This window comes from Kitasatospora sp. NPDC049258 (assembly GCF_040678895.1).
Classification (GTDB): domain Bacteria; phylum Actinomycetota; class Actinomycetes; order Streptomycetales; family Streptomycetaceae; genus Kitasatospora.
The window spans coordinates 164,248-177,107 of the sequence record NZ_JBFAQT010000004.1; the positions used below are offsets into that span (position 1 = coordinate 164,248).

The window sequence follows — 12,860 nt, forward strand, 5'->3', positions numbered from 1 at the left end:
CTCGACGGCTCGGACAGGCATGGCAGGACCGCCCCCACCCTAACCACACAGCCGGCCTGACAGGCCGTGACTCGGCTGGCAGCGGAATCACTTGTCGTGCCCCGGCGGGCTGGGCAAGCATGCAGGGATGTCAGCTCTTCAACGCTCCGAGGCACTCGAGCGTGCCCGCCTGCTGGAGATCCACTCCTACGACCTCGACCTGGACCTGACCCGGGGCGACCGGACGTTCACCAGCACCACGGTGATCCACTTCGGTTGCGCCGAGCCCGGCGCGGACACCTTCCTCGACCTGGAGGCGGTCGAGCTGCGCCGTGCCGTGCTGAACGGCCGCCCGCTGGAGCCGGCCGCCTTCGACGGGAGCCGGCTCGCCCTGACCTCGCTCGCCGCGGAGAACGAGCTGCTGGTCGAGGCCGAGCTGCTCTACTCGAACACCGGCGAGGGCCTGCACCGGTTCACCGACCCGGCCGACGGCGCCGCCTACGTGTACGCCACCCTCGGCCCGGACCAGGCGCCCCGGCTGTTCGCCTGCTTCGACCAGCCCGACCTCAAGGCCCCCTGCGCGCTCGCGGTGACCGCCCCGGCCGACTGGAAGGTGGTCGGCAACGGCGCGCTCGCCGAGGCCGCCGACGGCCGCTGGCGGTTCCACCCGACCCGGCCGATCAGCACCTACCTGGTCACCGTGGTGGCCGGCCCGCTGCACTCCGTGCACGCCGAGCACGACGGCATCCCGCTCGCCCTGCATGCCCGCCGTTCGCTCGCCGCCGAGCTGGACCGGGAGGCCGAGGAGCTGTTCGAGGTCACCCGCAACTCGCTCGACCGGCTGCACGAACTCTTCGACCTGCGCTACCCGTTCGGGGAGTACCAGCAGGCCTTCGTGCCCGAATTCAACTGGGGTGCGATGGAGAACCCGGGCTGCGTGGTGTTCCGCGACGAGCTGCTGTTCCGCTCCACGCCCACCGACGCCGACCGCGAGCTGCGGGCCATGATCGTCTGCCATGAGATGGCCCACATGTGGTTCGGCGACCTGGTCACCATGCGCTGGTGGGACGACCTGTGGCTGAACGAGTCGTTCGCCGAGATGCTCGGCTACCGGGTGGCCGCCGAGTCCACCCGCTTCACCGGGGCCTGGACCGGCTTCGCCGCCCGTCGCAAGGGCTGGGGCTACGACGCCGACCAGCGCGCCTCCACCCACCCGGTCGCGGGCAACGGCACCCGCAGCGTCGCCGAGGCGATGGGCAACTTCGACGGCATCTCGTACGCCAAGGGCGCCTCCGTGCTGCGCCAGCTGGTGGTCTGGCTGGGCGACGAGGCCTTCTTCGCCGGCGTCAACCGGTACTTCGAGCGGCACGCGTACGGCAACGCCGAGCTCGCCGACTTCCTCGCCGCGCTCGGCGAGGCCAGCGGTCGGGACGTGTCGTCCTGGGCCGAGCGCTGGCTGCGCACCAGCGGGGTCGACACGCTCCGGACGGAGGTCCGGTACGAGGGCGACCGGATCGCCGCCGTCGGGATCGTCAACGAGGGCAGCCGGCCGCACCGGATCCGGCTCGGTGTCCACGACCGGTCCCCCGACGGGGTGGTGCGGCGCGCGGACATCGAGGTCGAGCTCGCACCCGGCGGCCGCACCGAGGTGCCCGAGCTGGCCGGGGCCGCCCGCCCCGCGCTGCTGCTGCCCAACGACGGCGACCTCAGCTGGGCCAAGATCCGGCTGGACCAGGACTCCTGGCGCACCGTCGCCGAGTCGCTCTCCCGGATCGACGACGAGCTGACCCGGGCGGTGCTCTGGGAGCACGCCCGGGACCTGGTCCGGGACGGCGAGCTGGCGCCGCTCGCCTACCTGGAGCTGGTGGCCGCCCACCTGCCCGCCGAGACCGCCGTCGCCGCCGTGGAGGGGGTGCTCGCGTTCGCCCGCACCGAGGCGGTCGACCGCTACCTCGCCCCCGAGCAGCGGCCCGCCGCCCTCGCACTGCTCGGCCGCGCGGCCGAGCAGCTGCTCGCCCGCCCGGGCGCCGGGCAGAGCCTGCGGCTGGCCGCCCTGCGCGGGGTGGTGGAGAGCGCCGACTCGCCCGCCGACCTGGCACGGCTGCGGTCCTGGCTGGCCGGCGAGGCGCTGCCGCAGGGCCTGGAGCTCAGCCCCGACCGCCGCTGGTCCGCGCTGGTCACGCTGGCCGCCAAGGGCGCCGTGGACGAGGCGGCGATCGAGGCCGAACTCGCCCGCAGCCCCAGCGACGCCGCGCAGCAGGGCGCGGCCAGGGCCCGGGCCGCGCTGCCCGGGGCGGCCGCGAAGGCCCGGGCCTGGGCGGCCCTGTTCGAGGGCGAGCTGTCCAACCGGCTGCTGGCGGCCACGGCGGAGGGCTTCTGGCGGTCCGGCACCGAGGAGCTGCTCGACGACTACCAGCGCCGCTACTTCGAGGCGGTGCCGGCCGGCGGCGAGCGCGGCGACCGGGTGGCCGGCGTGCTGGGCCACTCGCTGTTCCCCCGCGACCGGGCGACCGCCGCCGTGGTGGCGGCCACCGAGGCCTGCCTGGCCCGGCCGGAGCCCACACCGGGGCTGCGCCGCAGCCTGCTCGACGAGCTGGACGACCTGCGCCGGGCGGTCCACGTCCGGGCTGTGGGCGGCCGCGACTGACGGCGCCGGCGGGTGGTCCGGGCCCGGCCCGGACCACCGTCAGGAGGGGTCGAAGCCGCCCCGGGCCGCGACCGCGCGCGGCGTGCCGAGGGCGAAGGCCGAGGCGCTCCAGCTCTCCGAGGCCGGCACCGTCACCGTCCGGGCGGTGCCGGAGGCGGAGGCGGTGGGCGGGGGGACGGCGCTGCCGGTCACCGTGAAGCCGTACGCGCCCGGGGCGACGTCGAGGCCGGGCGGCAGGGTGAAGCGGTAGACCAGGCTGTCGTGGTCCAGCGACACGGTGGCCACCGCCCCCGGCAGGTCGGTCCAGGGCGTGGTGCCGGGCAGCACGTCGGGCCGGTGCAGCCGGAGCTCGACCTGCAGGGCGGTGAGCGGCTCGCCGACCGCCAGGGCCAGGGTGTGCCGGGTGCCCGAGCGGCCGAGCGGCGTGACCTCGGCGTTGCCCTTGAGCGCGTGGTCGGTGGCGAGCTCGGTCGGGGTGGCCGGGGTGGGCTCCGCCGCCGGCCCGGTCGGCGCGGGGGAGGTGGAGGGCGACGGCGTGGTGCCGGTCGGCCCCTGGCCCGGGCCGCCGGTGGCGGCCGGGGGCCGGGACGGGGTGCCGCTGGGGCGGGCCGTCACCGGGTGGGCCGTGCTGGTGCCGGCCTGGCGGGCGCCGGGCAGCGCGGTGGCGGCCAGCGCGGGAGCGGCGGTCAGGGCGGGCTCCGCCGTGACGGGGACGGCCTCGGCGGGCGGCGGCGCGAGCGGGGTCGCGGCCTCGGGGCTGGGCAGCGGCGGGCTGGCGCCGACCGACAGTCCGGGCCGGCGGCCGACCTGCTGCTGCTCGTTGAGCAGCCAGGTGGTGAGGAGGCTGATCCCGACCACGGTCGACATCGCCATCGCGGCCCCGGAGAACCTGAGCGTGGGCATCCGGAACCGGCCGCCCACCGGCTTCGGCCGGCCGTGCCGGCGCACCGGCCGGAGCGTCCTGCTGTCCTCGCGGAGCACCACCGGGCTCCCCTCCCTCTCCGCCTCGCACGGGCGCCGGCCGCTGCGGCGGGGCCACGAGACTACCAGCGGCCGGTACACCCTCCGCCACCCCTCGGGCGGCATCATCGCATGCATTCTAGTGACCCACGGTGCGGGCGAGTTGACGGAGTGTCCGGTAATCGCCCGGAGCCGGGCCTGCAACCCCGTTGCAACTCTTGCCGACCGGCCCCGGGTGCCGCACGCTGGCCTCTAACCCAGCCGCCCCGGAGAGACCGTCTATGCCGCGCGACCCGCTGTCCGCCCCCTCGAACCAGCCACTCGCCGCCACCCCCACGGGCGGCGAACCCGGCCGGGTCGTCGCCGTCCCGCCGGTGGTGGAGGAGGTGCTGACGCTGCGGATCGCGTTGGACCAGGATCTGGTGGGTGAGGTGCGCACCAGGTTCCGCTACGAGGCCGAGCGCCCGTTCGAGGTGCGGCTCACCTTCCACCTGGGACGTCCCGACGAGGCGGACTGGGTCTTCTCGCGCGAGCTCCTGCGCGACGGACTGGCCTCGCTCAGCGGTCAGGGGGACATCAAGCTCTGGCCCGCCTACTGTCCCTGTCACGGCTCCACGCTGCACCTCGCGCTGGACTCCCCGCACGGCAGCGCGCTGCTGGAGGCCTCCAAGCCCAAGGTCAAGGCCTGGCTGGACCGGACCTACGCCTGCGTCTCGGCCGAGGCCGAGGCGGTCTCGGGCCCCACCGACGAACAGCTCGCCGCGCTGCTGGCCGGCGGCTGAGGCCGCACCCGGTTCGGCCTCGGCCTCGGCCGAGCCGCAGGAGCCCGGTTCAGTCGGTGGGCAGCCGCAGGCGCCCGGCCGCCAGGCCCGCCCGCAGCTCGCGCACGCCCGGTGCGTTGGAGCCGGGCAGCAGGTCGTAGGGTTCGGCCGGGGCCTGGACGGACACCCGCGCCGCGCCCGCGAGCCGGTAGGGCCGGTGCTCCAGCAGGCCGCCCAGGTGGCGGCGCAGCCGGGAGAGCTCGGCGCGGACCGTGACGGTACGGCTCCGGTCGCCGAACAGCGCCTGAGCCAGCCCGGCCGCGCTCAGGCCCTCGCGGTGGACGGCGAGCAGCAGCAGGAGTTCGACGTGCCGGGGGCTCGGCGCGTACGACCAGCCGCCGGCGGCGCCGGAGACCCGGAGCACGGGGCGGTCGGCGCGGGTCAGGTCGAGCCGGATCCGGGCGCCGTCGGTCAGCTCGGCGAGGTCGGCCTGTGCGGTGGCCGGGCCGGAGACCGGGCGCACCAGCCAGCCGTCGGCCAGCGGTTCGACCGCGCACTCGCCGAGGCCGGCCAGCCGGTGCAGGGTGCCGGCGCCCCAGCCGTCGGCGGGCAGTTGGAGGCGGGGCAGGTCGGGCATGCCGCTGGCGGCGGCCGTCCAGCCGGCGCTGTCCACCACCAGCGCCGGCCCGGCGAAGCGGGCCAGCAGCGGGGCGGCGACGGTGCGCAGCCGGTGCAGCGACTCCAGGTGCCGGGCGCGCAGCTCGGTCTCGGCCAGCCTGGCCGCGGTGATGGTGAGTTGGAGCAGGTACGGGGCGCCGGAGTGGGCCGGTCCGCTGAGGTCGATCACGCCGGCGAGCCGGCCGGTGCGCGGATCGCGGACCGGGGCGGCGACGCAGGTCCAGGTGTGGTGGCTGCGCAGGTAGTGCTCGGCGGAGTGCACCTCGGTGGCGCGCCCGGTCCGGACGGCCAGCCCGATGCCGTTGGTGCCGACCTCGTCCTCGGCCCAGCGGGCGCCGTGGTCGAAGCCGATGCTGTCGGCGCTGCGCAGCAGCGGGCGGCTGCCGTCCAGCCAGAGCACATGGCCCTCGGCGTCGGCGATGGCCATCAGCAGCGGGGTGCCGCCGTCCGACGGCAGCAGCGAGGAGCGGAGCACCGGCAGCACCTGGTCGAGCCCGTTGGCGCGGCGCCGGTGCTCCAGCTCGGCGGCGGCGATCCGGCGCGCGTTGCGGCCGCGGTCCGGGTCGAGGCCGAGCCGGCGCAGCCGGGCCCAGGAGTCGCCGATCTCGGGGCGCTGTGCGTCCACCGGGCGTCCGTCCTCGGGAAGTTCACCGCTCATGGCGCGGTCGTACTCCCGGGTGAGGGCTGCGGTGGCGCCCTGGGCGCGGCGGCCGTGGGTGGGCCGATGGCTCCGGTGCACTTCGTCCCCCTGATCGAGCCGCAGTCGTTGGCACACAGGGTACGACTGACTGGCCGGGACATGCCGAGTGCGGGTGAACGGCCCTGCCGGGCCGGGGTGCTCGGGCAGACTGGTCCGTTTGCCCCGGCGCCCGGGGGCGCGGGCCCGGCGGCCGGGGTGAGGCCCCTTGTGCCGGGCCGCCGGGCGGGGAGAGCATGTGGGCGGGGGCGAGGGCGGCGTCCTCGCCGGGCTCACCGTTTTCCCGCAGCAGTACGGAAGCAGTACGGAGGGACGCGCCATGCCGTACCGGCTCGATGTCACCCAGGGCGACTGGCCCGCGGCCGAGCTCGGCAAGGGGGTGGAGGGGATCCTCGCGGAGAGTACGGTGCTCACCCTGGCCACGGCCGGCCACGAGCGGGGGCCGCACGCCAATCTCGCCTTCTTCGCCTACGACCAGGACCTGGTGCTCTACTTCGTGAGCGAGCGCTCCACCCGGCACAGCCTGCACCTGGCGGAGGAGGCCAGGGCCGCCGCGACCGTCTTCCTGCCGCCGCCGGCCTTCGGCGAGCAACTGCGCGGGGTCCAGCTGAGCGGCAGTGCGGGGGAGGCCTGGGGGCTGCACGCCGAGGCGGCCTTCGCCGCCTACCAGGCGCGGTACCCGTCCTTCGGGCAGGATCCGCAGGTGCGGGAGCAGTTCCTGGCCGGGCGGGGCGCGGCGGCGCTCTACCGCTTCCAGGTCGAGGAGTTGACGGCCGTGGACGAGCCGCAGTTCGGGCGCCGGAACTACCTCCGGGCCCGGGTGCTGCGCTGACCGGGCGGCCGCCGGGCCGTCCGCGTGGCGGCGCGGACGGCCGCGGGTGGGCGGCGTGCGCACCGCGGGTCAGGCGACCGCCCCGCGCGAGCGCAGCCGGCGCACCCGCCGGTGCAGCCGCTGGAGGGCGACGAACTCGTGCATCCGGTTCGCCAGCGTCAGCCGGTACTTGACGCGCAACTGGGCGCCCAGCGGGTCGATCTGCTCGACGCCGATGGCCCGCAGCAGCCGGCCGACGTGCTGCTGGTAGGCCGCGCGGTAGGTCCGGTCGCCGTCCGGGACGGACCAGAAGAACATCGGGATCTCCTCGACCAGCGAGTTCCGGTCGTAGCTGCGCAGGTGGTCGCGGAAGCGCGGCTCCGGGCGGGCCAGCAGCCACTCGCGGACCAGCTCCATCGAGCGGACCCGGTCGATCAGGCCGCGGGGGTCGGTCTTCTTCTGGGTGATCGACAGATCGCCGTCCTCGCGTACCCGCCAGTGGTAGACCGGCTCGGAGAGGACGTCCACGCTGGCGGCGAGGAAGTGGTGCGGCACGCTGACCGGGGCGTCCTCGTACAGGATGCCCTCGGGGTAGAGCACCCCGGCCCCGTCGAAGAAGCTGCGGCGGTAGACCTTGTTCCACGCGGTGCGGTCGGTGACCAGGGCGGGGATCTCGGTCACATGGGTCCGCAGCCGGGTCTCCCGGAACGGCTTGCGGTGGGCGTGGGAGGGCGAGTAGCCGGTGGTGCGCAGGCGCAGCGCGTTGCCGGTCGCGAAGTCCGAGCCGGTCCCGTCCAGGGTGGCGACCATCAACGCGTAGGCGCCGGGCGGCAGGGTGTCGTCGCTGTCCACGAAGGCCAGGTACTCGCTGCCCGCGTCGAGGTGGCGCCAGCCGGTGTTGCGGGCCGCGCCCAGGCCCTTGTTCTGCTGCCGGACCAGGCGGAAGCGCTGGTCCCGGGCGGCGTGGGCCGCGGCGATGTCCGCACTCCCGTCGGTGGAGCCGTCGTCGACCATCACGCACTCGAAGTCGCCGAAGGTCTGCGCGGCAATCGAGTCGAGGCACTCCGGAAGGTAGCGCTCGACGTTGTAGATCGGGACGACGACGGAGAGTCGAGGGGCCATCGGCTCCGCGAGCCTTTCGATCAGGGGCGTGCTGCCCACGCCTGCGGTCGGTCACCGGGAGTGACCGGGCAGATACTAGCGGCAGTCGTGATGGGCCCGCCGTCCGCCGGACCACGATGGGGTGAACTCTTGGTGGCCGTCGAACCGGCCTCGCCGGGCGGGGATTTGGCGCTCCGGCGCCGATCCGGGGATCCGTGGGGGATCTGCCGGGGGTCGGCCTCATGTTGTCTGTACAACTTTTGCCAGGCGGTTCATCTCCGGGACCCCGGCTGGACCACCTCCCGTCACCTGGCCGCCGGAGCCTGTCCGTATGAGAGTCATCGTGGTAGGAGCAGGCGTGCTGGGCACCATGCACGCCTGGCAGGCCGTCGAGCGCGGCCATGAGGTGGTCCACATCGAGCGCGAGGCCGAGGCGCGTGGCGCCTCGGTGCGCAACTTCGGCCTGGTCTGGGTCAGCGGCCGGGCCGGTGGCGAGGAGCTCGCCACCGCGCTGCGCGCCCGGGAGCTGTGGGAGACGATCGGGGAGCGGGTCCCCGGGCTGCACTTCCGCGCCAACGGCTCGCTCACCCTGGTCCGCAGCCAGGAGGAACTCGCCGTCGCCGAACAGGCGTTGAAGCTCCCGGACGCCGCCGAGCGCGGCTATCGGCTGCTCGGCGCCGACGAGGTGCGGGCGGCCAACCCCGCGCTGCGCGGCGACTTCCTGGGCGGCCTGTGGTGTGAGCGGGACGCGGCGGTCGAGCCCCGGCTCGCCCAGCCCGCGCTGCGGGCCGAGCTGGCGGCCTCCGGCCGGTACACCTTCCTGCCCGGGCGCGAGGTCCGTGAGGTGGTCGGCTCCAGCGCGGTGCGCGACGACCACGGGCAGCTGCACCAGGGCGACCTGGTGATCCTCTGCACCGGCGCCTGGCTCGGCGGCCTGGTCCGCGAGCTGGCCCCCGAGCTGCCGGTCCGCCGGGTGCGACTGCAGATGATGCAGACCGACCCGCTGGACGAGCCGCTCACCACCTCGGTCGCCGACGGCGACAGCTTCCGCTACTACCCCGCCTTCGCCGGCCCCGCGCTGGAGGCGCTCAAGGCCGCCCGGCCGCAGCTGCCGGTCGCCGCCGAGCACAAGATGCAGCTGCTGATGGTCCAGCGCGAGCACGGCGGCCTGACCATCGGCGACACCCACGAGTACGACCAGCCGTTCGGCTTCGACGTCGACGAGGAGCCGTACGAGCACCTCACCGCCGTCGCCGAGGAACTGCTCGGCCGTCCGCTGCCGCGGATCCGCCGCCGCTGGGCCGGGGTGTACGCGCAGTGCACCGACACCACCCGGGTGGTGCACCGCGAGCAGCTGAGCGACGCCGTCTGGCTGGTCACCGGCCCCGGCGGCCGCGGCATGACCTGTTCCCCGGCGATCGCCGAGACCACCGCACAACTCGCCAACCTGTAAGGGCAATCCACATGAGCAACGACATCCGCCTGGTCGTCCTGGACATGGCCGGCACCACCGTGGCCGACGACGGCCTGGTCGAGCGGGCCTTCGACGCCGCCGCGGCCGCGCTGGGCGTGGAGTCCGGCACCCCGGAGCACGGCCGCATGCTGGAGCACGTCCGGGTCACCATGGGCGAGTCCAAGATCTCCGTCTTCCGGCACCTGTTCGGTGAGGAGGCCAAGGCCCAGCAGGCCAACCTGGCCTTCGAGGCGGCCTACCACGACCTGGTCGACGCGGGTCACTGCGCCGCCCTGCCCGGCGCCGCCGAGGCGATCGAGCAACTCCGCTCGGCCGGTCGCAAGGTCGTACTGACCACCGGCTTCTCCCGGTCCACCCAGGACCGGATCCTGGCGGCCCTCGGCTGGCAGGGCATCGCCGACCTGACCCTGTGCCCCGCCGAGGCCGGCCGCGGCCGTCCCTACCCGGACCTCGCGCTGACCGCGCTGCTGCGCACCGGCACGGACTCGGTCCGCCAGATCGCGGTGGCCGGTGACACCGGCTACGACATGCTCACGGGCACCCGGGCCGGGGCCCCGGTGGTGGCGGGCGTGCTCACCGGCGCCCACGGTGCGGACCGCCTGCGGGCCGACGGGGCCACCCACGTGCTCGCTTCGATCGCCGAGCTGCCGGCCCTGCTGGGCTGAGGCCGGCCGGCCCGTCGCGGGCCGGCCGCCGCCGCGACCTCCGACCGCCGCCCCGGTCGACCGCCCTTCCCGGGCCGTCGGCCGGGGCGCGGCCGTTCCCGGCGGCTACCCGGGTGCCGGCCCGGTGCCCCCTCGTGCGGCGGTCGGCCAGCCCCGTTCGAGCAGCTCGAAGACGCGCTCGACGGCCTGCCGCGGATCGGCCGTGCTCCGGGCCAGGCTGGGCGCTTCGAGGGCGAACCGTGCGAGCGCCGCACAGGTCACGTCGTCCTCGGGCGCGCCGATGTCGGCGGCGATCGCGTGCGCCAGGGCCGTCTGGTGGCGCATCCACATCCGGTGGGCGTACTCCCGCAGGGCCGGCGTGCTCTCGGTCAGCCGGAGGAACCGGGGGAAGCGGGGGTCGCTGTCGCGGGCCCGGGTGTCCAGGTCCAGCAGGTGGTCGCGCAGCGCGGCCGGGACGGACGTGCCGGCCGGGCGCTCGCGCACTGCCGCGACCAGGGCGGTCTCCTGGTCGGCGTCCTCGTCGAAGACCAGCGCCTCCTTGCCGGAGAAGTGCTTGAACAGCGTCGTGGTGGAGACGTCGGCGGCCTCCGCGACGTCCTTGACGCTGACCTGGTCGTAGCCGCGCTCCAGGAACAGCTCCAGGGCCGCATCGGCCAGCGCCTGGCGGGTGGCGGCCTTCTTGCGCTCCCGGCGCCCCGTCGTCTCACTCATGGGCATCACTCTAGCGCTGGATTGACTCGATTAAAAAGGTGAGTCGTTGCACTTTTGTATCGAGTGTGCTCTTCTGGGTCTGCCGGGCCCGGCGCCGCCGCCGCGCCTGGCGCCACCGACCGCAGAATCGAACGGAAGTGCACCCATGCCCACCGCCACCACCGCCACGCCCCGCACCGCCGCGCCCCGCATCGCCGTCGTCGGCGCCGGCCCCGGCGGTCTGACCTGTGCCCGCGTGCTCCAGCGGTACGGCCTCCCGGTCACCGTCTTCGACCGGGACGGCTCGCCCGACGCCCGCACCCAGGGCGGCACCCTGGACATGCAGGCCGACTCCGGACAGGCCGCACTGCGCGCGGCCGGCCTGCTGGAGCGCTTCCTCGAACTCTCCCGCCCCGAGGGGCAGCAGATGCGCCTGCTCGGTCGTGACGCCGCCCTGCTGTTCGATCTCGTTCCCGAGCCCGAGGAGGCCTACAAGCCCGAGATCGACCGGGGCCTGCTGCGCGGCCTGCTGCTGGACTCCCTCGCCCCCGGCACCGTCCACTGGGGCCACCACCTCACGGCCGTCGTCCCGCTCGGCGACGGCACCCACCGACTGTGCTTCGCCAACGGCGCCACGAGCACCGCCGACCTCGTCATCGGGGCCGACGGGGCCTGGTCACGGGTGCGCGCCCTGCTGTCGGACGCCGTCCCCGCCTACACCGGAGTGACCTTCGTCGAAGCCTGGCTCGACGACGCCGACACGCGCCACCCCGAGCTCTCCGCCCTCGTCGGCGAGGGCACCATGATGGCGCTGGCCGACAGCAAGGGCCTGCTGGCCCAGCGCAACGGCAACCGCCGCATCCGCCTCCACATCGGCCTGCGCGCGGACCGCAGCCGGTTCGAGCACCTCGACCTGGCGGACGCCCGGGCCGTCCGTGCGGCGCTGGTCCGGGAGTTCGCCGGGTGGGACCCGGTCCTGCTGCGCCTGATCACCGACAACGACGGCCGGTTCGTCGACCGGCCGCTGTTCGCCCTGCCGGTCCCGCACACCTGGACGACCACGCCGGGCGTCACCCTGCTCGGCGACGCCGCCCACCTGATGTCACCGTTCTCCGGCATGGGGGCCAACCTGGCCATGCTGGACGCCGCCGACCTCGCCGGGCGCATCGCCACCGAGGACACGCTCGACACGGCCGTCCGGGCCTACGAGGCCACCATGCTGCCCCGGGCCGCCGAAGCTGCCGAAGGAGCTGCCGAGGGGCTCGCCGGGGCCTTCTCCCCCGACTCCACGGCCCACACCCTGCAGCACCTCGCGGCCTTCGCGGAAGCGCTCCGACCGGGGGAGGCCGGGGTGGCCGCGCGCTGATCCGACGCGAACCGTCGGGCACGGCCTAGCGTGGGAGGCCGTGGCGACGAGCCGGGAGCGGATGTGACGGACGGTCAGGAGTCGGCGCCCGGCGGCCGGCAGTGGGCGGACGCCCGGGTGCTCTGGGAGTACCTCAGGCTGGGGCACCCGGCACGGCGGTGCGACGCGGCGGTGGTGCTCGGCAGTCACGACCTCGGGGTGGCCGACCGGGCGGCGCAGCTGTACCGGGCGGGGCTGTTCCCGGTCGCGGTGTTCAGCGGGGGCGCCAACCGGACCTGGCCGGAGCGGTTCCCGGAGGGGGAGGCCGCCGGCTTCGGGGCGCGGGCGCGGATGCTCGGGATGCCCGCCGAGGCCGTCCTGCTGGAGCCGGCCGCCCGCCACACCGGGGAGAACCTCACGCTGTCCCGGCGGGTGCTGGCCGAGGCCGGGGTGCCGGTGCGGTCGCTGATGCTGGTCTCGATGCCGTACATGGAGCGGCGGGCCTACGCGACCTGCCGGCTACGCTGGCCCGAGGTCGAGCCGGTCTGCGCGTCGGCCCCGGTCGGGCTGGACGCCTACGCGGCGGGCATCGGCGACCCGCGACTGGTGGTGGAGAAGCTGGTCGGCACCCTGCAGCGGGTGATCGAGTACCCGCGCCGCGGCTTCGCCGTCGAGCAGCAGGTGCCGGATCGGGTGCACCAGGCGTACCGGAGGCTGGTCGCCGACGGCTTCCGGGGCTGGCTGGTGGGCGCGCGGGTGTGAGGGGATGCCGATCATCAACATCGCTGTACGGCAAAGGATATGACCGGCCATCCGATTGTCTCCCAGCGGTGCCGTAGGCTCGGCCCATGGGAGAACGGATACCGCGCTGGGGCTGGTGGGCGCTCGGGATCACCGCCGCACTGCTCTACCTGGCGTCGAACTGGGCCGACGGGGTGCCGGAGGACGAGACCGGAGAGGACGCGCTGGGCTGGTACGAGAACACCCCGTGACCGCGCGCGGCGGCGGCCGCATCCGGACCGTCCCGGATTAGCCTGGAGACGATCTTCCGG

General features: G+C 75.1%; 12 protein-coding genes. 8 read left to right on the plus strand and 4 right to left on the minus strand.

Going from position 1 to position 12,860, the window contains the following annotated elements; all coding sequences use genetic code 11:
• Positions 1-127: 127 nt before the first annotated feature.
• Positions 128-2,626 carry an aminopeptidase N gene (gene pepN, locus AB0K43_RS05510; RefSeq protein ID WP_363636042.1) on the plus strand — a complete coding sequence of 833 codons (2,499 nt, stop codon included), beginning with the start codon at positions 128-130 and terminating at the stop codon, positions 2,624-2,626.
• 39 nt (positions 2,627-2,665) lie between these two features.
• Here pepN and AB0K43_RS05515 read toward each other — a convergent pair whose 3' ends face one another.
• Complete coding sequence (locus tag AB0K43_RS05515) at positions 2,666-3,610, minus strand: hypothetical protein (RefSeq protein WP_363636044.1); 945 nt, start codon at positions 3,608-3,610, stop codon at positions 2,666-2,668.
• A gap of 257 nt (positions 3,611-3,867) precedes the next feature.
• Between AB0K43_RS05515 and AB0K43_RS05520 the strand changes: the two genes are divergently transcribed.
• Positions 3,868-4,368 (plus strand): SsgA family sporulation/cell division regulator, encoded by a 501-nt coding sequence (locus AB0K43_RS05520; RefSeq protein ID WP_363636046.1) that lies wholly within the window; start codon positions 3,868-3,870, stop codon positions 4,366-4,368.
• 49 nt (positions 4,369-4,417) lie between these two features.
• On the opposite strand, the gene AB0K43_RS05525 is transcribed toward AB0K43_RS05520, so the two are convergent.
• Complete coding sequence (locus tag AB0K43_RS05525) at positions 4,418-5,764, minus strand: GAF domain-containing protein (RefSeq protein ID WP_363636048.1); 1,347 nt, start codon at positions 5,762-5,764, stop codon at positions 4,418-4,420.
• 277 nt (positions 5,765-6,041) lie between these two features.
• Here AB0K43_RS05525 and AB0K43_RS05530 point away from each other — a divergent pair, with 277 nt between their 5' ends.
• Entirely contained in the window at positions 6,042-6,554 is a 513-nt protein-coding gene (locus AB0K43_RS05530) for a pyridoxamine 5'-phosphate oxidase family protein (protein ID WP_363636050.1), read from the plus strand.
• 69 nt (positions 6,555-6,623) lie between these two features.
• Here AB0K43_RS05530 and AB0K43_RS05535 read toward each other — a convergent pair whose 3' ends face one another.
• On the minus strand, positions 6,624-7,655 hold the full coding sequence (locus AB0K43_RS05535; protein ID WP_363636052.1) for a glycosyltransferase family 2 protein: 1,032 nt from the start codon (positions 7,653-7,655) through the stop codon (positions 6,624-6,626).
• A 310-nt stretch (positions 7,656-7,965) separates the two neighbouring features.
• On the opposite strand from AB0K43_RS05535, the gene AB0K43_RS05540 reads away from it, so the two are divergent.
• Both AB0K43_RS05540 and AB0K43_RS05545 read left to right on the plus strand, forming a co-directional pair.
• Entirely contained in the window at positions 7,966-9,087 is a 1,122-nt protein-coding gene (locus AB0K43_RS05540) for a TIGR03364 family FAD-dependent oxidoreductase (protein ID WP_363636054.1), read from the plus strand.
• 11 nt (positions 9,088-9,098) lie between these two features.
• Positions 9,099-9,773 (plus strand): phosphonatase-like hydrolase, encoded by a 675-nt coding sequence (locus AB0K43_RS05545; RefSeq protein WP_363636056.1) that lies wholly within the window; start codon positions 9,099-9,101, stop codon positions 9,771-9,773.
• Between the two features lie 105 nt (positions 9,774-9,878).
• Here AB0K43_RS05545 and AB0K43_RS05550 read toward each other — a convergent pair whose 3' ends face one another.
• The gene (locus tag AB0K43_RS05550) at positions 9,879-10,484 is read right to left on the minus strand and encodes a TetR family transcriptional regulator (RefSeq protein WP_363636058.1); all 606 of its coding nucleotides are present in this window, start codon (positions 10,482-10,484) and stop codon (positions 9,879-9,881) included.
• A gap of 145 nt (positions 10,485-10,629) precedes the next feature.
• Here AB0K43_RS05550 and AB0K43_RS05555 point away from each other — a divergent pair, with 145 nt between their 5' ends.
• From AB0K43_RS05555 to AB0K43_RS05565, 3 genes are all read left to right on the plus strand, one after another.
• Positions 10,630-11,829 carry an NAD(P)/FAD-dependent oxidoreductase gene (locus tag AB0K43_RS05555; RefSeq protein WP_363636060.1) on the plus strand — a complete coding sequence of 400 codons (1,200 nt, stop codon included), beginning with the start codon at positions 10,630-10,632 and terminating at the stop codon, positions 11,827-11,829.
• Between the two features lie 63 nt (positions 11,830-11,892).
• A complete protein-coding gene (locus tag AB0K43_RS05560) occupies positions 11,893-12,570 on the plus strand; it encodes a YdcF family protein (protein WP_363636062.1) in 678 nt (225 codons plus the stop codon).
• Positions 12,571-12,656: 86 nt separating this feature from the next.
• Positions 12,657-12,800, plus strand: coding sequence for a hypothetical protein (locus AB0K43_RS05565; RefSeq protein WP_363636064.1), 144 nt, complete (start codon positions 12,657-12,659; stop codon positions 12,798-12,800).
• Positions 12,801-12,860: the final 60 nt, after the last annotated feature.